At 74.1% G+C, this 19,145-nt stretch carries 18 protein-coding genes; 3 read left to right on the forward strand and 15 right to left on the reverse strand.

What is annotated here, in order from left to right; translation table 11 throughout:
* Positions 1 to 17: 17 nt before the first annotated feature.
* The 5 genes from AB0N63_RS17960 to AB0N63_RS17980 all read right to left on the reverse strand — a co-directional run bounded on the left by AB0N63_RS17960 (position 18) and on the right by AB0N63_RS17980 (position 6,222).
* A complete protein-coding gene (locus tag AB0N63_RS17960; protein WP_365529945.1) occupies positions 18 to 2,405 on the reverse strand; it encodes an excinuclease ABC subunit UvrA in 2,388 nt (795 codons plus the stop codon).
* A 105-nt stretch (positions 2,406 to 2,510) separates the two neighbouring features.
* Positions 2,511 to 2,759 (reverse strand): hypothetical protein, encoded by a 249-nt coding sequence (locus AB0N63_RS17965; protein ID WP_365529946.1) that lies wholly within the window; start codon positions 2,757 to 2,759, stop codon positions 2,511 to 2,513.
* Between the two features lie 25 nt (positions 2,760 to 2,784).
* Entirely contained in the window at positions 2,785 to 4,776 is a 1,992-nt protein-coding gene (locus tag AB0N63_RS17970; RefSeq protein ID WP_365529947.1) for a serine/threonine-protein kinase, read from the reverse strand.
* 99 nt (positions 4,777 to 4,875) lie between these two features.
* Positions 4,876 to 5,874, reverse strand: coding sequence for an LLM class flavin-dependent oxidoreductase (locus tag AB0N63_RS17975; RefSeq protein WP_365529948.1), 999 nt, complete (start codon positions 5,872 to 5,874; stop codon positions 4,876 to 4,878).
* Positions 5,875 to 5,988: 114 nt separating this feature from the next.
* The gene (locus tag AB0N63_RS17980) at positions 5,989 to 6,222 is read right to left on the reverse strand and encodes a hypothetical protein (protein WP_365529949.1); all 234 of its coding nucleotides are present in this window, start codon (positions 6,220 to 6,222) and stop codon (positions 5,989 to 5,991) included.
* A 111-nt stretch (positions 6,223 to 6,333) separates the two neighbouring features.
* On the opposite strand from AB0N63_RS17980, the gene AB0N63_RS17985 reads away from it, so the two are divergent.
* Positions 6,334 to 6,825: a hypothetical protein gene (locus tag AB0N63_RS17985; RefSeq protein ID WP_365529950.1), complete on the forward strand. Its 492-nt coding sequence runs from the start codon at positions 6,334 to 6,336 to the stop codon at positions 6,823 to 6,825.
* Positions 6,826 to 6,881: 56 nt separating this feature from the next.
* Here AB0N63_RS17985 and AB0N63_RS17990 read toward each other — a convergent pair whose 3' ends face one another.
* Complete coding sequence (locus AB0N63_RS17990) at positions 6,882 to 7,097, reverse strand: dodecin (protein ID WP_027758690.1); 216 nt, start codon at positions 7,095 to 7,097, stop codon at positions 6,882 to 6,884.
* Between the two features lie 265 nt (positions 7,098 to 7,362).
* On the opposite strand from AB0N63_RS17990, the gene AB0N63_RS17995 reads away from it, so the two are divergent.
* Positions 7,363 to 8,622, forward strand: a complete 1,260-nt coding sequence (locus AB0N63_RS17995; RefSeq protein ID WP_365529951.1) for an extracellular solute-binding protein — start codon at positions 7,363 to 7,365, stop codon at positions 8,620 to 8,622.
* An 87-nt stretch (positions 8,623 to 8,709) separates the two neighbouring features.
* On the opposite strand, the gene egtD is transcribed toward AB0N63_RS17995, so the two are convergent.
* The 4 genes from egtD to egtA are packed head-to-tail and all read right to left on the reverse strand — an operon-like array spanning position 8,710 to position 13,170.
* Entirely contained in the window at positions 8,710 to 9,672 is a 963-nt protein-coding gene (gene egtD, locus AB0N63_RS18000) for an L-histidine N(alpha)-methyltransferase (RefSeq protein WP_365529952.1), read from the reverse strand.
* Positions 9,669 to 10,460, reverse strand: a complete 792-nt coding sequence (gene egtC / locus AB0N63_RS18005; RefSeq protein ID WP_365529953.1) for an ergothioneine biosynthesis protein EgtC — start codon at positions 10,458 to 10,460, stop codon at positions 9,669 to 9,671. The genes egtD and egtC overlap by 4 nt, the downstream gene beginning before the upstream one ends.
* Positions 10,460 to 11,833, reverse strand: coding sequence for an ergothioneine biosynthesis protein EgtB (gene egtB, locus AB0N63_RS18010; RefSeq protein ID WP_365529954.1), 1,374 nt, complete (start codon positions 11,831 to 11,833; stop codon positions 10,460 to 10,462). The genes egtC and egtB overlap by 1 nt, the downstream gene beginning before the upstream one ends.
* Positions 11,830 to 13,170, reverse strand: coding sequence for an ergothioneine biosynthesis glutamate--cysteine ligase EgtA (gene egtA, locus AB0N63_RS18015; RefSeq protein ID WP_365529955.1), 1,341 nt, complete (start codon positions 13,168 to 13,170; stop codon positions 11,830 to 11,832). Before egtA ends, egtB begins: the two co-directional genes overlap by 4 nt.
* Positions 13,171 to 13,562: 392 nt before the next feature.
* On the opposite strand from egtA, the gene AB0N63_RS18020 reads away from it, so the two are divergent.
* Positions 13,563 to 14,369, forward strand: a complete 807-nt coding sequence (locus AB0N63_RS18020; RefSeq protein ID WP_365529956.1) for a TIGR02452 family protein — start codon at positions 13,563 to 13,565, stop codon at positions 14,367 to 14,369.
* Positions 14,370 to 14,459: 90 nt separating this feature from the next.
* Here the strand turns inward: AB0N63_RS18020 and AB0N63_RS18025 are convergent, their stop codons facing one another.
* The 5 genes from AB0N63_RS18025 to AB0N63_RS18045 form a co-directional block, all read right to left on the reverse strand.
* Positions 14,460 to 14,906 carry a type II toxin-antitoxin system PemK/MazF family toxin gene (locus AB0N63_RS18025; protein WP_365529957.1) on the reverse strand — a complete coding sequence of 149 codons (447 nt, stop codon included), beginning with the start codon at positions 14,904 to 14,906 and terminating at the stop codon, positions 14,460 to 14,462.
* 113 nt (positions 14,907 to 15,019) lie between these two features.
* The gene (locus AB0N63_RS18030) at positions 15,020 to 15,538 is read right to left on the reverse strand and encodes a procyclic form-specific polypeptide B-alpha (protein ID WP_365529958.1); all 519 of its coding nucleotides are present in this window, start codon (positions 15,536 to 15,538) and stop codon (positions 15,020 to 15,022) included.
* Between the two features lie 226 nt (positions 15,539 to 15,764).
* Entirely contained in the window at positions 15,765 to 17,321 is a 1,557-nt protein-coding gene (locus AB0N63_RS18035) for an SPFH domain-containing protein (protein WP_365529959.1), read from the reverse strand.
* A gap of 134 nt (positions 17,322 to 17,455) precedes the next feature.
* On the reverse strand, positions 17,456 to 17,674 hold the full coding sequence (locus AB0N63_RS18040; RefSeq protein ID WP_365529960.1) for a hypothetical protein: 219 nt from the start codon (positions 17,672 to 17,674) through the stop codon (positions 17,456 to 17,458).
* A 124-nt stretch (positions 17,675 to 17,798) separates the two neighbouring features.
* Positions 17,799 to 18,776, reverse strand: a complete 978-nt coding sequence (locus AB0N63_RS18045) for an alpha/beta hydrolase (protein ID WP_365529961.1) — start codon at positions 18,774 to 18,776, stop codon at positions 17,799 to 17,801.
* Positions 18,777 to 19,145: the final 369 nt, after the last annotated feature.

The raw sequence follows: 19,145 nt of genomic DNA on the forward strand, positions 1-19,145 counted from the left end.
GGCTGCCGCTCCCGCGCTCAGCGAGGCCCGTCAGCCCCGCCGCCCTGACCGTCTCCGCCGCCCTCGCCGTCCGCCCTGCCCAGCGCCCGCGCCAGATAGCGCGCCGTGGCGCTCCCCGCCGCACGGGCCACCTCCGCCGGGGTGCCCGCCGCCACGATCCGGCCGCCCGCGTCGCCGCCGCCCGGCCCCAGGTCGATGACGTGGTCGGCGCCCGCGACCACGGACATGTCGTGCTCGACCACGATCACGGTGTGCCCGCCGTCCACCAGCCCGTGCAACTGCCGCATCAGCACCTCGACATCGGCCGGATGCAGCCCGGTCGTCGGCTCGTCGAGCAGATAGAGGGTGTGCCCGCGCCGCCCGCGCTGCAACTCGCTCGCGAGCTTGATCCGCTGCGCCTCGCCGCCGGACAGCTCGGTCGCGGGCTGCCCGAGCCGCAGATAGCCGAGGCCCACGTCCAGCAGGGTGACCAGGCTGCGGGAGACGGCCGGATTGTCGGCGAAGAACTCCGCCGCGGCCTCCACCGTCAGATCCAGCACCTGCGCGATGTTCCGCCCCCGGTACGTCACCTCCAGCGTCTCGGGGTTGTACCGGGCGCCGCCGCAGTCCGGGCACGGGGCGTACGTGCTCGGCAGGAACAGCAGCTCCACGCTCACGAACCCCTCGCCCTGACAGGTCTCGCACCGCCCGCCGGACACGTTGAACGAGAACCGCCCGACGCCGTACCCGCGGGCGCGGGCCTCGTCCGTGCCCGCGAACACCTTCCGCACGGTGTCGAAGAGACCGGTGTAGGTGGCCAGGTTGGAGCGCGGGGTGCGCCCGATCGGCTTCTGGTCGACGCGGACCTGCCGCCCGACGCCGGGCAGATCCTCGGTGATCTCACCGATGAGCGTGGACTTCCCCGACCCGGACACACCCGTGACGGCGGTGAACGCGCCGAGCGGGAACTCGGCGGTGACCTCTCGCAGGTTGTGCCGGCTCACCGGTCCGACCTTCAACACGCCATGTCCTCGACGGACTTGGCGAACGGGTCCCTCGGTCCGCCCGAACAGGAACCGGGCGGTGGCCGACCCGGCGACGCCCGCCAGTTCGGCCACGGGCCCACTGTGCAGCACCCGCCCGCCGTGCTCCCCGGCGAGCGGCCCCACGTCCACGACCCAGTCGGCGCCCCGTACGACATCGAGGTGGTGCTCCACCACGAACACCGAGTTCCCCGCCGCCTTCAGCTGCCGCAGCATCGTCAGCAGGGCCTCGGTGTCCGCCGGGTGCAGTCCCGCCGACGGCTCGTCCAGCACGTACACCACACCGAACAGCCCCGAGCGCAACTGCGTCGCGAGCCGCAGCCGTTGCAACTCGCCCGACGACAGGGTGGGCGTCGCCCGGTCCAGGCTGAGATAGCCCAGGCCCAGTTCCACGACGGGCGCGATACGGGACTTGAGGTCGTCGGTCAGAACCCGGGCGACCTCGCCGGTACCGCACAGACTCCGGGCCAGCTCGGACAGCGGCAGCGCCGCCAGTTCGGCGATGGTGCGCCCCGCGAAGGTCACCGCCAGCGCCTCGGGCCGCAGCCTGCTGCCACCGCACACCGGGCAGGGGGCGGAGGCGAGGAACTGCTCGGCCTTGGCCCTGAGCGTCGGGCTCTTCGAATCGGCGAACGTCTTCATCACGTACCGGCGGGCGCTCATGTACGTGCCCTGATAGGGGCGTTGGATGCGGTCGGCGTCGCGCACCGGATGCACGGTGACCACGGGCTGCTCGTCCGTGAACAGGATCCACTCGCGCTGCCCGGCGGGCAGTTCGCGCCAGGGCCGGTCGACGTCGTAGCCGAGGGCGTCCAGGATGTCCCGCAGGTTCTTGCCCTGCCAGGCCCCCGGCCACGCGGCGATCGCGCCCTCGCGGATCGACAACGACGGGTCGGGGACGAGCAGTTCCTCGCTCGTGCGGTGTACCCGCCCGAGCCCGTGGCACTCCGGGCAGGCACCGGCCGCGGTGTTCGGCGAGAAGGCGTCCGAGTCCAGCCGCTGCGCGCCCGGCGGATACTTCCCGGCCCGTGAGAACAGCATCCGCAGCGAGTTGGACAGACTGGTCACCGTCCCGACGGACGACCGCGAGGTCGGCGCGGCCCGCCGCTGCTGCAACGACACGGCCGGCGGCAGCCCGCTGATCTCCCCGACCTTCGGCGCCCCCACCTGATGGATCAGCCGTCGCGCGTACGGCGCCACCGACTCGAAGTACCGCCGCTGCGCCTCCGCGTACACCGTCCCGAACGCCAGCGACGACTTCCCCGACCCCGACACCCCGGTGAACACCACCAGCGCGTCCCGCGGAATGTCGACGTCCACCCCCTGGAGATTGTGCTCCCGAGCACCACGCACACGGACGTAGGGGTCGTGGCTGCTGCACATGTGACGACACTCCGAACATAGGGGCAGACAAACCCCGCCATTCTACGCGGACCCGGCCGCCGCTTCCCGCCGCACGCCGCTCAGCCCCGGCCCAGGCGCGGCGCCTCAGGTCCGTCCGTCGTCCTGCCCGCTCGGTCGCACCGGCATCAGGATCGAGAACGCGTCCTCGTCGTCGGGTCGGCGGACGGCCGGGAGGGTGGCGGGGGTCCCGAACTCCAGGGTCAGGGCGGGACGGGCCGCTGCTGTCGGGGCGCGCGGCAGGTGGTCGCGGTCGAAGGCGCCGGCGTCGGACGTGTCGTCGCCGTCCTCGCACACGGTCACCGTGCCGTCGACCAGGCCGAGGGGTCGAGTCACGGCCGGCCGGACCCCGACTCTCGTGTCAGGCGGGGCAGTCGGCCAGGGTGTCGGCCGTGCCCCAGCGGGCCATCAGGTAGCCGGAGGCGCCGACCTCGGCCACGGCGTAGCGGTCGTACGGCCAGTTCGCGCTCGCGTCCCGCTGGGCGACCAGGGCGCGGCAGGCCACCTGCGCGGCCACGGCCGCCCAGGTGTCGACCTGTTCCTGGTTCCACTGTACGTAGTCGGACCACACGTACATCGCGGAGCCGCCCGGGTCGAAGCCCACCTTGATCTCCGCGTTGCCGAGCGTCCGGTCGGTGCCGAGCGTCGGGCGCAGCGCGTTGCTCCGCCCGATGACGTCCCGGGCGGCGCGGTCGGCGACGCGGATCTCGTCGCCGTCGGTGCTGGGGATCATCGCCTGTGCCAGGCCGCTGTCGTCGGGCTGCCAGTCCGGTACGGAGCCGGTGTCCTGGCCGTCGTCGTGTTCCGCGCCCGATGTGCACCGGGTGTCGGTCACGAAGTCGTCCTGCCAGGTCACCTGCGGGGCGTGGCCCGTCTCCTCCTTCACCATGACATACGTGCGGTACGGCAGGTGCGGGTACAGGCGCAGGACGACGTCCCTGAGGGACTCGCACATCGTCCCGGCGATCCGCGTCTCCGCGTACATCGTCCCTGCCTCGTCGGAGGCGAGCCGGTAGGAGAAGTACACCTCCCGGCGGGACGGGTGGAAGCGGACGCCGCCGGGAGTGAAGGCCGTGCCGTCGCTCAGTTCGAGGGTGCCTTCGTCGTGCAGCATCGCCTGCGCCACGTCGTGCTCGCCCGCGCCCTGTGCCGTACGCGCCTCGGCCCAGCTCACGGCGGTCGGCGGGCCGCCGCTCGTGTCCGTGCCCCGCTTCTGCCGCGCCGTCGCGCCGCTCCGCGCCGCGCTCGCGGACGCCTTGCCCGGTCCCTCCGCGGCCGCGGAGTCCACCGCCGCGTGCCCGCCCCTGCCGGAGCCGGAGGGCATGAGCGCCACCGTGCCGCCGGCCAGCCCGCCCACGAGTGCCGCCGCGAGCACCACGGCGCCCGCCACCCGCTTACCGGACCGGCCCGCGGGCGCGTGCCAGGCGGGATCGGTGCCGGCGGGCACGTCCCACACGGCGGCGACCACGTCCCCGGCCAGGGTCGGCAGCGCGTGGGCGTCCACCACCTGCGTCGCCTGGGCCGCCAGCGACTCCTCGCACTCCCGGGCCGCCTCGGCCGCCGGCGGACGGTCCACGGGGTCCTTCGCCAACGCCCTTTCCAGGACGCCCCGCAGGGACTCCGGGACGCCGCCCAGGTCCGGCTCGCCCGACATCACCCGGAACGCGACCACATCGGGCGCCCCGGCCCCGAACGGCAGCCGCCCGGTGGCCGCGTACGCCACGAGCGCGCCCCACGCGAACACGTCGCCCGCGGGTCCGGCGGCCCCGGTGCGGTACTGCTCCGGGCTGATCCAGCCGGGTGTCCCGGTCATCACGCCGGTACGGGTGACACTGGTGCCGTCGGCGGCGTGCGCTATGCCGAAGTCCAGGACGCGCGGCCCGGACGGCGTGAGGATGACGTTCTGCGGCTTCACGTCACGGTGGACGACGCCCGCGCGGTGTACGTCGGCGAGGGCCCGCGCGGTGGCCGTCGCGAGCGCGTGCAGGCTCGCCCCGCCGAGCGGGCCGTGCGCGAGGACGTGCTCGTTCAGGGTCGGGCCGGGGACGTAGGCGGTGGCCAGCCACGGGGTGTCCGCGTCGGCGTCCGCGGCGAGCAGCGGCACGAGGTAGGGCCCGGTGACACGCGAGGACAGGTGCACCTCGCGCCTGAACCGCGCCCGGAACTCGTCGTCCTGAGCCTGCTGGGGGTGAAGGACCTTTACCGCGACCCGCGTTCCGTCGGGCGCGAGCGCCGCGTGCACGGTGCCCATGCCTCCCGCGCCGAGCCGGCCGACGACGCGGTACGGGCCGATGCGGGCAGGGTCGCCGGGACGCGCCGGGAGGACCCTCCCGCCGGAGCCGTTGTCGCTCACAGATGGTCCCTTCGCACGTGATCGCCCGTCCGCGCGACGCACGCGGGCAGGAGTCGAGACCGCCGCGCCGTCGGTGCAGAGAATGTGATGGTACGCGGACTATCCCGTGAAGAGGGCCGCGAGGCGACGGTAGGAGTCCCGCAGGGCCTCGCGGTCGTACGTGCTCGTGGTGACCAGGACCTCCTGAGCGGCCGTCTCCTTCAGGACCGTCTCCAGCGCGTCCCGCACCTGCTCCTCGGTGCCGGCGATCTGGCCGGCGAGGCCCGACTCGTACAAGCCGCGCTCCTTCGCGGTCATCGGCAGCGTCCCGACGCGCTCGGCCGGCGGGAGCGGGGGGAACGTGCCGTGGGTGCGGGCGTGGGCCATGGACCAGGCTTCCGGGAGCAGCAGCCGCCGGGCCGCCTCGGGTGTGGCCGCCACCGCGACCGTGCCCGAGACGACGACGTACGGCTCGCGGGCCCACGGTGAGGGGCGGAACGCGGCGCGGTAGCGGTCGACGCCGCGCAGCAGCTTCTCCCGGTCGCGCAGGTCGCCGATGACCACCGGCAGGCCGGCGCGCGCCGCGATCAGCGCGCCCTCGCCCATCGCCAGCACGAACGGCGGCACTCGCAGCCCTTCGGCGGGCCGGGCGTGCGCGCCTGTCGGCGACGTCCCCTCGAACCAGCCCAGCAACTCCGCCACCTGCGCCCCGAAGTCGTCGGCGTCCTGCTTGTCGCGGCCCAGCGCCTTGCGGACCCCGTCCGTGAAGCCGACCGAGCGGCCCAGCCCCATGTCGATGCGCCCCGGGAACAGCGACTCCAGCACGCCGAACTGCTCGGCCACGACCAGCGGCCGGTGGTTGGGCAGCATCACCCCGCCCGTGCCGACCCGGATCGTCCGGGTCGCGGCGGCCACGGCCGCGGCCAGCACGGTCGGCGCGGACCCGGCGACCCCGGGCACGCCGTGGTGCTCGGACACCCAGAAGCGGTGGTAGCCGAGCGTCTCGGCCGCCCGCGCCAGCTCCACGGTGTCCCGCAGCGCCTCGGCGGCCGGGCGGCCCTCGCGGGTGCGCGAGCGGTCGAGCACGGAGAAACGGGTGGACGCGATCACTGAACTCACACCGGGTTCAACACGGCTGGACGCCGGTGATTCCCGCCGCAGAGGGCCGGGGTCCGGGCCGGCCGCGCGGACACCGCGGCCGGCCCCCGCGGACGGGGGTCCTCCGGGGAGTCGTCAGGACGTGGCGTCGTCGGTCTCCGGGCCCCAGTACTCGGGGCCGCCGCCGCGCCAGTCGATGAGCGGGGAGACGGAGACCTCCACGGCGTCGACGTCGAGACCGGCGCGGCGCAGGAACTCGGCGACGTCCGCGGTGCTGTAGGCCAGCCCCAGGATCTCGCCGTTCACACGCACACGGCGGCCGCCCGTCGGGGAGGGCGGGTGCACGGTCACGGGCAGTGGTCCGGACATGTACCCAGCATCGGGGGCCGGGCCCGGGGCCGCATCCGGACGGGCGGCCGGTATCCGCGCCGCGGCCGCGGTCCGGGCGGGCGGCCCGTGCCGGGGCCTAGGCTGTGCGGTGTGACGGAGAGCAGCGAGCGGCCCCTGGCCGTCTTCGACCTGGACAACACCCTCGCCGACACTGGGCACCGGCAGCGGTTCCTCGAGCGGCGGCCCCGGGACTGGGACGCCTTCTTCGCCGCCGCGCCCGCCGATCCGCCGATCGAGGAGGGCGTACGGCTCGCCCGGGACAGCGCCCGCGCGTGCGAGATCGTCTACCTCACCGGGCGGCCGGAACGGTGCCGCCGGGACACGCTGGACTGGCTCGCCGCCCACGGGCTGCCCGAGGGCGACGTCCACATGCGGCGCGACGCCGACCGGCGGCCCGCCCGCCGCACCAAGCTGGAGACCCTGCGGCGGCTCGCCCGCGTCCGGGAGATCCACGTCCTCGTGGACGACGACGAACTGGTCTGCGCGGACGCCGAGGCCGCGGGCTTCCGCGTGCTGCGGGCCCGCTGGGCCGTGCCGTCCGCCGAGCTGAAGGACGCGCAGGAGCGGCAGGGGCGGACCTGACGGTCCGCCCCGCCCCGGCCCGTCCGTTGTTCCGTCCCGCATCGGGGCCGGACCGCTCAGCCCGCTTCCTCCAGGCGGAAGCCGACCTTCAGGCCCACCTGGTAGTGCTCGATCTGACCGTTCTCGATCTGGCCCCTGACCTGGGTCACTTCGAACCAGTCCAGGTTGCGCAGGGTCTGCGAGGCGCGTGAGACGGCGTTGCGGATGGCCTCGTCGACCCCCTCGTGCGAGGTGCCGACGATCTCGGTGACCCGGTAGGTGTGGTCGCTCATGCGGGTGCTCCTCTCGGCGGTGACGCCGCTGACGTCGCCGGGTGACGGGGACGTCGCATCCGTCCGTCGGTGACACATATGTCAGATGTCACTCCACCGTGCCGTATCCCCGGCCGCGGCGCGAGGTGTGCGGTCCGTGACCACGGCGTGACTTGACCTATGCATTGGTCCATACCAAAATCCCAGCACGCCCGTACGAGCGCGTGCTCGGCCCCCCACGTCGGGATCTTCTCCCTGTCCGCTGACAGAAAAGCAAGGACCCCTCGTGAGACGTCGCCTCCTCGCCCTCGTCTGTGCCTCCGCCTCCCTGGTCAGCGCGTGCGGTGTGCTGCCGGGCAACGGCGGCGGACGGCACACCGTCACCGTCTGGCTGATGAAGAACAGCGCCTCGCAGGACTTCCTGGACCGCTTCACCGAGGACTTCGAGCGCAGCCACGACGATCTGCGTCTCGACATCCGCGTCCAGGAATGGACGGGGATCGGCCCCAAGGTGCAGGCCGCGCTCAGCGGCAAGGCGGCGGACGGCCCCGATGTCATCGAGGTCGGCAACACCCAGGTCGCCCAGTACGTCCAGGACGGCCGGCTCACCAATCTGACGCTGGAGTCGATGCGGGACTGGCACATGCAGGACTGGCTGCCCGGCCTGGCCGAGCCCGGCCAGGACAACTCCGCGCAGTACGGCATCCCGTGGTACGCGGCGAACCGCGTCGTGATCTACCGCAAGGACCTGTTCGAGAAGGCGGGCATCACCACCCCGCCGCGCACCCGCGACGAGTGGCTCGCCGCCACCGAGAAGCTGAACTCCGGCGGCACCCAGGGCATCTACCTGGCCGGACAGGACTGGTACACGCTCTCGGGCTTCATCTGGGACGAGGGCGGCGAACTGGCCAAGCAGAGCGACGGCGTCTGGACGGGCACGCTGGACGCCCCGGCCGCGCTGCGCGGCATGGACTTCTACCGGCGCCTCCAGGCGCTCGGCGACGGGCCGGTCGGCGCCGACGAGGAACACCCGCCGCAGGCGGGCGTGTTCGCCGGCGGGAAGGTGGCGCAGATCGTGGCTCCGCCGGGGCTGGCCCAGGCGATCGTCCAGAAGAACCCCGCGCTCAAGGACCAGTTGGGCTTCTTCCCGGTACCGGGCAAGACCGCCGGGCGGCCGGGTTCCGTGTTCACCGGCGGCTCCGACCTCATCGTGCCGAGGAACACCGACGACCGGGACGCGGCGGTCGCCGTGGTGGCGGCCCTCACCGGCGCCAAGTGGGACACCGAACTGGCCCGCACCATGAACTACGTCCCCAACAAGACGACCCTCGCCTCCGCCGTCGCCGACGAGGAGGGGGTGGCGGCCATGGCGGCGGGCGCCGCACACGGCCGGGCGACCCCCAGCACCCCGCTGTGGGCGGCGGTCGAGGCGGACAACCCGATCAAGCCGTACATGACCAGGGTCCTGTCCGGCGGTGACGCGAAGAAGGCGGCGCGCGGCGCCTCCCAGCGCATCACCGAGGAACTGGCCCCCGGCCTGGGCTGACGGAACAGCCGGGGGCTTCGGGCGGCCGAGCCGCCCGAAGCCCCCGGTGAGCGCGCCGCCCGGCCGTCGTCCGGGTGACGGGGAGCCCTACCGCGCCACGCTCAGCGACAGAGCGAAGCGGCCCTCCCGGTCCGTCCACCAGTGGGCGAGGTCCAGGCCGGCGGCGGCCAGTTCCGCCGCCACCCGCTCCTTGCGGAACTTCGCCGACACCTCGGTGCGCAGTTCCTCGCCCGCCGCGAAGTCGACCGTGAGGTCCAGCGCGGGCACCTTCACGGTCTGCGCGGCGCGCGAGCGCAACCGCATCTCGATCCACTCCGCCCGCGGGTCCCAGAGCGCAACGTGCTCGAAGGCGTCCGGGTCGAAGTCGGCGCCGAGTTCGCGGTTGACGACGGACAGGACGTTCTTGTTGAACCGGGCCGTCACCCCGGCCGCGTCGTCGTACGCCCGGACCAGCACGTCCTCGTCCTTGACCAGATCCGTGCCGAGCAGCAGCGCGTCGCCGGGGGAGAGCAGCGCGCGCACCCCGGCGAGGAACCCGGCGCGCTCGGCCGGCAGCAGATTGCCGATGGTGCCGCCGAGGAACGCCAGCAGCCGCGGGCCGGGGGCGCCGGGCAGCGTCAGCCCGGAGGTGAAGTCGGCGATCAGCGCGTGCACGTCCAGCGCGGGCAGCTCGGCGGTCAGCGCCTGCCCGGCCTGCCGCAGCGCGCTGTCGCTGACGTCGACGGGGACATACGTGTGCAGGTCCGTGAGCGCGTCGATCAGGTACCGGGTCTTCTCCGAGGAACCCGAGCCCAACTCGACCAACGTACGGGCGGGCAGCGCCGCGGCGATCTCGCCGGACCGGTCGGCGAGGATCTCCCGCTCCGCGCGGGTCGGATAGTACTCGGGCAACTCGGTGATCCGCTCGAAGAGCTCACTGCCGTAGGCGTCGTAGAACCACTTCGGCGGGAGGGACTTGGGGTCGGCAGTCAGGCCGTGCCGGACGTCGGCGCGCAGCGCGGCGGCCGTGGCGTCCTCGGGCAGGATGCGGGTCAGTCGGAAGGGGCTCAACGGCGGGCCTCCTCGGAGGGTGCGGATGCCAGGTCCTCGGTGAGGTCCTTCAGCGGGGTCAGCAGGACGTCCGTGCGGCTCGCCGCGAGCAGCGTGCGGTCGGGGACCTCCCGCCAGTGCGGATCGTCGTCGTAGGGCTCGGAGGCCACGACCGTGCGGTGGCCTGGCTCGGCGAGGTACCACAGGGTGTCGCCCCAGGCGGTCGCGGTGATGGTCTCGCCGTCGGTGAGCAGCAGGTTGAGCCGGGAGCCGGGGGCCGCCGCGGCCACCTCCGCCACCGTGTCGGCCAGCGCCTGCCCGGGCCCGTCGCCGCCGCGCAGCCGGGCCAGTGCCAGTGCCCACACGAGCGCGGAGTCGTTGCGGGCCTCCAGCGCCAGCAGGTCCTCGGGCGGCAGGGTCCGCGACAGCGCGGCCAGCGAGCCCGGCCAGCCGGTCACGGCGCCGTTGTGGCTGAACAGCCACCGGTCGGCGGCGAACGGCGCCGCCGCGGCCTCCGCGTCCGCGCCCGACAGGGTCGCGTCCCGCACCGCGGCGAGCAGCGCGCCGGTGCGCACCACCCGGGCCAGGTCGGCGAAGGACAGATCGGCCCAGATCGGCCCGGCCCGCCGGTAGCGGGCCGGGACCGGGTCGCCCTCGGCGTACCAGCCGACCCCGAAGCCGTCGGCGTTGACCGTTCCGTAGCGCTGCCGCCGGGGTGCCCACGACTGCCGGTACAGGCCGTGGGGCGGGTCCACGAGGAGCCGGCCCAGCGGCTCCTCGGGCCCCAGGACGGCAAGGTGACGGCACATCAGGCCGCCGCCTGAGAACGGGCGGTGCGGAAGCCGGAGAAGACCTGCCGCCGGATCGGGTAGTCCCAGTTGCGGAACGTGCCCCGGCAGGCCACCGGGTCCACGGCGAACGAACCGCCGCGCAGCACCTTGTGCTCGGACCCGAAGAACACCTCCGAGTACTCCTTGTACGGGAACGCGACGAAGCCGGGGTAGGGCAGGAAGTCGCTCGCCGTCCACTCCCACACGTCGCCGATCAACTGCCTGACCCCGAGCGGCGACTCGCCGGCCGGATAGCTCCCGGCCGACGCCGGGCGAAGATGCCGCTGGCCGAGGTTGGCGTGGTGCGGGGACGGATCGGCGTCGCCCCACGGATAGCGCCGGGAGCGGCCGTCCGCCGGGTCGTGGCGGGCCGCCTTCTCCCACTCGGCCTCGGTGGGCAGCCGCCGCCCGGCCCAGCGGGCGTACGCGTCGGCCTCGTACCAGGACACGTGCAGCACCGGCTCGTGAGGAGGCACCACCTCGGTGACGCCGAACCGGCGGCGCAGCCACTGCCCGCCGTCCCGCCGCCAGAACAGCGGCGCCTCGATCCCGTGCCGCCGTATGTGCGCCCAGCCGTCCGGCGCCCACCAGCGCGCGTCGCCGTAGCCGCCGTCCTCGATGAACGCCTGGTACGCGCCGTTCGTCACCGGGGTGGTGTCGATCCAGAACGGCGCGACCTCCCGCACGTGCGCGGGCCGTTCGTTGTCCAGCGCCCACGGCTCGCCGCTGGTGCCCATGGTGAACGGGCCGCCGGGGACCAGGACTTCGGGCGGTCCGGTGAACAGGGGTGCCGGCTCCGGGTCCGGCGCGGTCAGGGCCTGCGGTCCGGTGCGCAGCTGATGGGTGATCAGCATCGTCTCGTCGTGCTGCTGTTCGTGCTGCGCGATCATCCCGAAGGCGAAGCCCGCCTCGGTCAGCCGGGTGCCGTGGAACGCGGTGGACTCCAGCACGTCCAGGACCCGGCCGCGCACCTCCGCCGCGTATGTGCGGGCCTCCTCGGGAGCCAGCAGCGGCAGCGACGGCCGCTCGGAACGCGGGTGCTCGAAGGCGTCGTAGAGGTCGTCGATCTCCGGGCGCATCGCCTCCCGGCCGGCGACCGTGCGCAGCAGCCACAGCTCCTCCTGGTTGCCGATGTGCGCCAGGTCCCAGACCAGCGGCGACATCAACGGGGAGTGCTGTGCGGTGAGATCGGGCTCCTCGACACAGCTGGTGAGGAGCGTGGTGCGGTCCCGGGCGGTGGTGAGCGTGGTCAGCGCACGCTCACGCAGTGTCTCCGGATCGGTCTCGGGGCCGGTGCCGCCCGCCGGGCCGGAGCCGGGACCGGTCGCGGTGCCGAGTGCGGGGTCGGTCATGTGCGGATGTCCTTCCCGTGGGCGCAGGGGCCGGTCCCGGCGGGGCCGGGGCGGCGGGTCCGGGCGGGGTCCGGGCCGGGCAGCCGGTCGAGCAGATCGTCGGCGGGGCAGCGCCCCTTGAGCACGTAGCGGTGCAGGTGATCGCGGACGGCCCGGACGACCTCGTCGCTCGCGCCGAGCCGGGGCAGCGCCTCCAGGGCGGTCAGGAAGCAGGCGATCGCCGCCTCGTGCAGCTCCGGATCGCCGAGCGCGGAGCGGGCGGCCGCCGTCCACAGCGGATTGTGCGGCGCCGGCCGGGCCCGGGTCCGCTCCGCGAGCGGTTTCACCGCCCGGTACGCGCTCTCCGCCGCCGCCGGGTCGTCGAACAGCGCCGCCGTCACCGCGAGAGGCACGATCCAGCCGTCGTCGCCGGGCTGCGCGTCGATCATGCGCAGCTCCAGGTGGCCGCGCGGCCGCACCGGCGGGAACAGGGTGGTCAGGTGGTAGTCGAGATCCTCCTTCGTCGGCGGCCTCGGCACACCCGAGCGCACCCACTGGCGGAAGGTGAGCCCGTCGGGCACCTCCCACGGGCCGTCGTCACGACGGACGCACATCACCGGGGCGTCCAGCACATGCCGGGCCCAGGCGGCGCGCGGGTCCCCGTCCAGCGGGGGGCCGCCGGCCCGGCCCGGGCCGATCTCCGTCCACAGCAGCTGCCGGGTGGACCGCCAGCCGGTTGGCCGGCGCACCAGCAGGGGCGAGTTGGCGAACGCGGCCACCAGCACCGGACCCAGCTGGTGGGCCAGCCACCAGCGGCGCACGTGGCCGAGCGGCCCGGGTTCCTCGTGACCGGCGTCCACGCACACCTGCACGGAGGCCGAGGTGCACATCATGTGCCGGCCGGCCGGACCGTTCCGGTCCAGCGAGGCCTCCAGCGCGTCGTAGCGCCGCTCGCGCAGGAACCTGCGGGGCGGGTGCCAGAGGTCGTGACCGAGGCCGACGAGCCGCAGTCCCTTCCCGGCCAGTACGGCGCGGACGGCGGCGAGGTCGGCGGAGACCGTGCCGACGCACTCCATCAGGGACGCGGCGGGTGGCGAGCTGAGCTCCAGCTGGCCGCCGGGCTCGACGGTGAGCGCGGACTCCAGCGGTACGGTCCGCAGCGCGGCGTAGGCCGCTTCGAGACGTTCGGGTGTGACGGGGAGCCGCGGTTCGCGCAGCTCGTGGACGAGCCATTCCACTTCGACGCCGAGGGTGCGGGGCGGGCCGGTCTTGAAGCAGATGCCGCTGACCAGAGCCTCGACCTCGGCTTCCGTCAGGGCGGTACGGGGCTCCGTACAGCCACTTGCCGAATCGGACATGTCGGGATCCTCCTGAGATTCCACCATGCCACCGGCTCCGGGTTCGTGGTCGGCCGGTGTCGCGCACCGTCCCACCCAAAACCCTTCAGCCGATTCGCACAAGGGTGCAGAACGGGATAATCCTGCACCGAAATCGCCGTCTCCGCGAACTTTTCCGTCACTTCACTTCACGGGTGCTCCCGAAGCAGCTCACGCCCGGGTACCCGGGGCGTAGCCGGACACTCGCGGTGAGTTTCGGGCACGGGGCGGACAGGGCGCCGGGGCGCGTGGGCGGCCGTCGGGGGCGGCGAAACTCCGTTGCGGCCCGGTGCCGGGAGAGATCACCATGGGCGCATGAGCACGACGGGGGAGACGGCGCGAGCCGCGCTCATGGCGCACACGGGGGTGGCGCCATGAGCGCCCGCCTGCGCGGCATCGCGCAGCAGACGGAGCAGATCGTCATGGCGGGGGCCTACCGCACCGCCGACGGGCGGGAGGTGCCGCTCGCCGCGGCCGTCGAGGCCGCGCGGGACGGCACCCGCATGCACGGGCCGGGCCCGGTGGCGGCGCCGCCGTGGACCCCGGTGACGACATCCATAGAGGTCACCGGGGAGAGCAGCCTGGCCGCCGCCCGCCGGCTCACCGGCCCGGTGGCCGTCCTCAACTTCGCCTCCGCCCGCAACCCCGGCGGCGGCTACCTCAACGGCGCGCAGGCCCAGGAAGAGGCCCTGTGCCGGGCCTCCGCCCTCTACACCTGTCTGCTCGGGGCCCGCGAGTTCTACGACCACCACCGCGCCCACCGCGATCCGTTCTACTCCGACCGGGTGATTCACTCGCCCGCCGTGCCGGTCTTCCGAGACGACCACGGACAGCTGCTGGACGAGCCGTTCACGGCCGGCTTCCTGACCGCCGCGGCGCCCAACGCCGGAGTGGTCCTGCGTGACGCGCCGGAGCGTGCCGCCGCACTGCCGCGCGCCCTCGCGGTCCGCGCCGAACGGGTGCTGGAGACGGCCGCCGCGCACGGCTACCGGCGCCTGGTGCTCGGGGCATGGGGCTGCGGGGTGTTCCGCAACGACCCGGCGCGGGTGGCGGAGGCCTTCCGGGCCCAGCTCGCCCCCGGCGGGCGGTTCGCGGACGCCTTCGAACAGGTGGTGTTCGGGGTGCTGGACCGCACGCCGGGGAACGTGGTGCGGGAGGCGTTCGTCCGCGCGTTCGCCTGACAGCGGACCGAAGCCGCTGGAGGCGTCCGGTCCGCCACAGCCGCGTCCGCCCCGGCCGGGTTCACCGCGGCCAGGTCCGCCTGCGGCCGGTCAGTGCCAGCCGTACCGCTCGCGCAGCCGGTGCACCACGGAGTTGAACCGCATCCGGTCCAGCGCGCACGCCTCGCGCCGCATGCCCTCCTCGTGCAGCCGCAGCACGCGGTCCACGGCCACCCAGGAGTCGCGCCCCGACCGGTCCCAGGGACCGCTCCCGATCGGCACCCACTCCCGGTCGCCGTCGTGCGCCTTGCTGGAGAGCTGGACGGCGAGGAGCGTGCCCGCCGCCTCCCGCGCCACCACCAGCACGGGACGGTCCTTGCCCCGCCCGTCGTTCTCCTCGAAGGGCACCCAGGTCCAGACGATCTCGCCGGGATCGGGATCGCCGTCGTGCGCGGGCGCGTACTCGGTGCGCACCCGGCCGACCTCGCGCGGGTCGGCCTCGGTGGTCGCGCCGGGGCCGTAGCGGCCGGGGACGTTCTCATCGGTGAAGGCAGTCACGGGGGCACCTTAGAACGTGCGCCCGTACGGCCGGACGGCGGGAGCGCGGACCCCCGACTGCCGTGCGTCCGGGCGGCCCCGGGTGTACGCCCGGTCGCGCGGCGCCGTACCGGTCAGGAAGCGCCGCCGTGCGGGCGGATCCGCATGCCGGGGCGGCGGCGGTGCACGGTGAGATAGGAGAGGCCGTCCGGGCCGGCGGTGATGCTCCGGGCGGAGCCGTGCGGCAGCCACACCGTCACGCCCTCGGACAGCCGCCGGGGCTCGTCCGCCGTGCCCACGCCGAGGACACCACCCCCGGCGACCACGAACACCAGGACGTCCAGCTCCGGTTCGGCGTGCGGGGCGACCCGCCCGCCCGGGGCGAGCCGGACGAGGTTCGCGTCGAGCTGGCGCCCCGTCTCCGCGAGTTTCCACAGCACACCGGCGGGCAGCGGCGGGTCGGCCGCGAGGGCACGGACGTCGCAGAGGACGCGCGGCTCGGGTTCCGGTCCCGGGCCGTGCGCCGGGTCCGGGACGTGCTCCGCTCGCGGTGCCGACTGCGCTCCCGTCCTCGGCTCCCGAACCGCTTCCGGCTCCGGATTCGCTTCCGGTTCCGGCTCCGGTCCGGGCTCGCGTCCGGAGGACGACGTCATGGTGTGCCCCTCTCTCGGCTCTTCCGCTCGGCTCTCCTGCCTCGCTCCCTCATCTTCTCCTGTTCTTCCAAGTCGTCCTCGTGATGACCGGTCCGCCTCGCCCACGGGGAGGTGGCGGACCGGACAGCGTCCCCGCGGACGGACCGGCCGGTCCCCACGCGAGCGGACCGGCCGGCCCTGGCCGGGCCGGGGATCACCCTGTCGGCGGAGTGAGCGGCCGGGCCGGTCAGCTCTCGCCCCCCTCCACCGGCACCTTCTGCGCGACGGGCGCCGTGGGCGTCCCGTCCGGGGCGGGCGGGGCCGCGAACGAACCGCGCGACGCCACCGGGCCGCCCGACGCCACCGGACCCCCGTGCGCGTCCCGGCCGTTGTGCCCCTGCCCGTTCTGGTTCATGGAGGACAGGAGCTGACGGGCGAGGCCCAGACCCGAGCCGCCCATGGTGAGCGCCTTGGCGAACAGCTCGGACATGCCGTCGGCGCCGTTGAGCAGCACCATGTTGTCCACGTTGGAGAAGGCGGACGCGCCCGCCTGGACGATCTCGGGCCAGTTCTCGGCGAGTTGCTGCGCGACCACCGCGTCCTGGTTCTCGGCGAGGGCCGCCGCCCGCGCCTTGATGGCCGCCGCCTCCGCCAGCCCCCTCGCCCGCAGCGCCTCCGCGTCCGCGAGGCCCTTCGCCTGCGCGGCCGCCGCCTCGGCCTCACCGGTGGCCCGGGTCGCCGCCGCGGTGGCCACGCCGCGGGTCTTCGTGGCCTCCGCCTCGGCGCCCGCCGCCGTCTTGACCCGGGTCGCCTCGGCCGCCGCCGCGAGTTCCGTCTCCTTGGCCTTCGCCTGGGCGGCGGAGATCCGCGCGTCACGCTCGGCCTCGGCCAGCGTCCGCTTCTCGTACGCCGAGGCGTCCGCCGGTTTGCGCACATCCGCCTGGAGCTGTTGCTCGCGCCGGTGCGCCTCCAGCTCGGCGACCCGGGTCTCCTGGACGACGACCTCCTGACGGGCCGCCGCGTCCGCGAGGGGACCGGCCTGTTTGGCCTTGGCCGCCGCCTTGTCCCGCTCGGCCTGGTAGCCGGCCTGCAGGATCTCGCTGTCCCGGGTGGCCTCGGCCATCCGCGCGAACGACTGCTGTTCGGCCTCCGTGGCCAGCCGGTTGGCCTCCGCCTGCGCGATGCGCGCGTCCCGCTGCACGGCGGCCGCGTGCGGCATCGCCAGGTTCTGGATGTAGCCGGTCGGGTCCTCGATCTCGTGGATCTGCAACGAGTCGACGATCAGGCCGAGTTTCTCCATCTCCGTACCGCAGGCCGCCCTGGTCTGACCGGTCAGCTTCTCCCGGTCGCGGATCATGTCCTCCACCGTCAACCCGCCCACGATGGACCGTAGATGACCGGCGAAGACGTTGTGCACCCGCTCCGACATCAGCTTCTGCTGGTCGAGGAAGCGGCGGGCGGCGTTGGCGATCGACACGAAGTCGTCGCCCACCTTGAAGATGACCACGCCCCGCACCTTCAGCGGAATGCCCTGGTGGGTCACGCAGTCCACGTGCAGTTCGGTCTCGTTGAGGTCGAGCGAGAGTTTGCGCACCGCCTGCACCCCGGGGAGCACCAGCGTGCCCCGCCCGGTCACGATCCGGAACCCCATGCCCTCCTCGAGGCCCTCGGTACGGTGCTTGGAACCCGAGATGATCAGTGCCTCGTTGGGCTCGGCGACCCGCCACATCATCTTGAACAGCCCGATCAGGACGAGCACGGCGACGAGCGCCACCCCCGCCACGACGCCGACGACCATCGGCATGCGCCCCCTTTGGGTTGGTGCCCGTTCGGCACCGAACGTGGGGAGTGTGCTCCTCGCCCGGCCCACGGTGAAGACACCGGCGCGTCCTTGTCGCAATCTTGACGGTCGCGGCCCTCACCTGCGCCGGGGCGCGCTCAACTGCCGTACACCGCCTCGACGTACACCGTGCGCGGCGGCAGGTGTTCCACCACCAGCACCACCGTGCCCCGATCGAAACGGGTCCGGCCGTCCGCCGGGTAGGCGAGGAAGTGCTCCGCGCCGCCGCGCACCCGGACGATCACCTCGCCGACGAGCCCCGGCCCGATCGTCCCGGTGACCCGTCCCACGAGCCCGACCATCGACGCATCGTCCATGGCCCCAGCGTACGGGCCGGGCAGGCTGCCGTCCGCAGTCGCGCACGGCCTCGTCGGGAGTCCGGCCCGGAAGCCCGGCTCCCGTGAACTCCGCGCACTCCACGCACCCCGCGAACCCCGGGGTTCAGTCGGCCAGCAGCCTGCGCAGCCAGGACAGACGGGCGGCGGCCGCGCACCGGGACAGCGCCGCCTGCGGGACGAGGGCGTCGAAACCGTGGAACCCGCCGGGCCAGACGTGGAGTTCGGCCACGCCGCCGGCCTGCCAGATCCGGGAGGCGTAGGCGACGACCTCGTCGCGGAAGGTCTCGGCCGAGCCGACGTCGAGGTAGGCCGGAGGCAGGCCGGAGAGGTCCCCGGCGCGGGCGGGAGCGGCGTAGGGCGGCACGTCGGGGCCGCCGCGCCGGTCGCCGAGGAGCGCGGTCCACCCGGTCTCGTTGGCCGTCCGGTCCCAGACGTCGACTCCCGCCAACTGCCGGGCGGACGGGGTGTCGTTGCGGTCGTCGAGCATCGGGGACATCAGCAACTGCCCGAGCGGCCGGGGTCCTCGGCGGTCCCGCAGCAGCAGCGCCAGGGCCGCGGCGAGACCGCCGCCCGCGCTCGCGCCGACGAGCACGATCCGCCCCGGGTCCGCGCCGAACTCCCCGGCGTGCTCGGCCGTCCAGAGCAGCCCCGTGCACACGTCCTCGACCGGCGCGGGGTGCGGATGCTCGGGCGCGAGCCGGTACTCGACCGACACCACGGCCGCGTCCAGTGCGCGGGCCCAGTCCAGGGTGGTGTTCATCCCGACCTTGCTGCTGCCGAGGACCATGCCGCCGCCGTGCACGTGGTAGAGGACGGGACGGGGCGTCCCGGCGTCCGGCGGCGCGGTGGGCCGGCAGAGGATGAGCGGCACATCGGGCGTGCCCGGCGGCCCGGGAGCCGTGTGCTCGGTCACCTCGAAGGCGCCGTCCACGGTCAGATCCAGCAGCTCGGGCAGGGCGGCGGCCTCGCTGTGCCGGGCGGCCTCGATGTCGGCGGAGGTGAAGCCGGGCCGCAGCAGGTCCTCCGCCCCCTCCAGCACCGCGGCGAGTTCCGGATCGAACGGCGGCGGGACCGGCGTCATGGCGTCTCCTCACTTGTCCTCACAGGGCCTTGCGGCGTACGACGGCTCGTGCGCGGACGCGTACGGCCAGACAACCGCCTACCCGTTCCGATCACGGACGCCTCCGCCGCAGGGGCGTTTCCCGCCCCCGGCGGCCGGCGATCGCCCGATGAGCCGCAGACCGCGGGGGTCGCAGACCCCGGTGGACAGGGCCCCCCGGAAGCAGCGGCCCCAAAGGCGGGGACACCCAGGGACCGGAACATGACGTCGCAGCGCGAAGGGGCCGGAGCGTCCACTTGGGTTCTAGTGGTCGTTGCAACACCCCAGTTCAAGGGGTGCGATGGACTTCGAGATCCGAGGGGACCGGACTCCGCAGGGGCGCAAGAAGCT

This window comes from Streptomyces sp. NPDC093260, from assembly GCF_040683715.1.
GTDB classification, from domain to species: Bacteria; Actinomycetota; Actinomycetes; order Streptomycetales; family Streptomycetaceae; genus Streptomyces; species Streptomyces sennicomposti.

Coding starts and splice junctions, on each gene's coding strand:
- AB0N63_RS17990 (WP_027758690.1), bottom strand. CDS start 7,097: ATGAGCGACCACACCTACCGGGTCACCGAGATCGTCGGCACCTCGCAC.
- AB0N63_RS18030 (WP_365529958.1), bottom strand. CDS start 15,538: ATGACGTCGTCCTCCGGACGCGAGCCCGGACCGGAGCCGGAACCGGAA.
- AB0N63_RS18045 (WP_365529961.1), bottom strand. CDS start 18,776: ATGACGCCGGTCCCGCCGCCGTTCGATCCGGAACTCGCCGCGGTGCTG.
- egtB (WP_365529954.1), bottom strand. CDS start 11,833: ATGACCGACCCCGCACTCGGCACCGCGACCGGTCCCGGCTCCGGCCCG.
- AB0N63_RS18040 (WP_365529960.1), bottom strand. CDS start 17,674: ATGGACGATGCGTCGATGGTCGGGCTCGTGGGACGGGTCACCGGGACG.
- AB0N63_RS18035 (WP_365529959.1), bottom strand. CDS start 17,321: ATGCCGATGGTCGTCGGCGTCGTGGCGGGGGTGGCGCTCGTCGCCGTG.
- AB0N63_RS18020 (WP_365529956.1), top strand. CDS start 13,563: ATGAGCGCCCGCCTGCGCGGCATCGCGCAGCAGACGGAGCAGATCGTC.
- egtA (WP_365529955.1), bottom strand. CDS start 13,170: ATGTCCGATTCGGCAAGTGGCTGTACGGAGCCCCGTACCGCCCTGACG.
- egtC (WP_365529953.1), bottom strand. CDS start 10,460: ATGTGCCGTCACCTTGCCGTCCTGGGGCCCGAGGAGCCGCTGGGCCGG.
- AB0N63_RS17980 (WP_365529949.1), bottom strand. CDS start 6,222: ATGTCCGGACCACTGCCCGTGACCGTGCACCCGCCCTCCCCGACGGGC.
- AB0N63_RS17960 (WP_365529945.1), bottom strand. CDS start 2,405: ATGTGCAGCAGCCACGACCCCTACGTCCGTGTGCGTGGTGCTCGGGAG.